Raw genomic sequence first — 934 nt, forward strand, 5'->3', positions numbered from 1 at the left:
ACTCGTCGGCGGCGGATCCGGAAGCCGCCGACGACGGCCGCGTCGACAACGCTGGGGAGCGCAGGCTCCGGATCGGCGCTGAGGACTGCCCGGAAGGCCGCGTGCAGAGCGTCGTTCTCGTGCTCGTTCATGGCCGGTTTCACCTCCTGGTCCCTTCACTGTCAAAGCCTTCGACGATCTCGCGCAGCCGGGCGAGCCCGCGGGCGCTCTGGCTCTTCACCGTTCCCGGACTCACCCGCAGTGCGTGCGCGGTCTGCTCGACGGACCAGTCCTCCCAGAATCGCAGGACCAGCACGGCCCGGTAGCGGGGCGCCAGTTCCATCAGGGCTTCTTGCATCATCAATCGCAACTCCGGTGCGCCGGACACGTCCGAGGGAAGATCGGGTGGCTCGCTCACCGGCTCCTCACGCCAGCCTCGCTTGCGCCACTGGTCGATGAAGGTGCGGGTGAGGATGGTGCGAGCGTAGGCATCCGCACTGCCGTCCCGGCTGACCCGTCCCCAGGCCGCGTACAACTTCATCAAAGTCGTCTGGGTCAGGTCCTGTGCCTGGTGCCAGTCACCGCAGAGCAGGTAGGCGCTGCGACGGAGCTGCGCCTGCCGCGCCTCGGCAAATTCCCGGAACTCACGTTCCCGGGCCGTGTCCCTCACTCTTCGCCGGCCTCTCCCTCGCGCACCACTCCATCTGTCATACATACGGGGAGCGGTCCTCTGGGGTTGCACGGTGCGGGCGGGAGAATTTTCCCGCCCGCACCGTGCAACCCGACCACCGCCCGACTCCGTACCTCTCTCCCGAAAGGGCTCCCCCGTACAGGTGGGAGTCCGGCGATCCGAGGAAGAGGCACACCGTTGTCGAAGCACCGCAAGTTCTCGAATAACCGCCGCGCGATGTTCAGCGTGGCCGCCGGAACCGTTCTGGCCGCCGCGGGGATGGTC

The 934-nt window shown here is 67.6% G+C and carries 1 protein-coding gene; it reads right to left on the reverse strand.

Translation table 11 applies throughout. The features are described 5' to 3' along the window. Positions 1-139 precede the first annotated feature (139 nt). Positions 140-649: a SigE family RNA polymerase sigma factor gene (locus tag OO69_RS48080; protein ID WP_033287377.1), complete on the reverse strand. Its 510-nt coding sequence runs from the start codon at positions 647-649 to the stop codon at positions 140-142. Positions 650-934: the final 285 nt, after the last annotated feature.

Source organism: Streptomyces sp. NRRL F-525, from assembly GCF_000716605.1.
GTDB lineage: Bacteria > Actinomycetota > Actinomycetes > Streptomycetales > Streptomycetaceae > Streptomyces.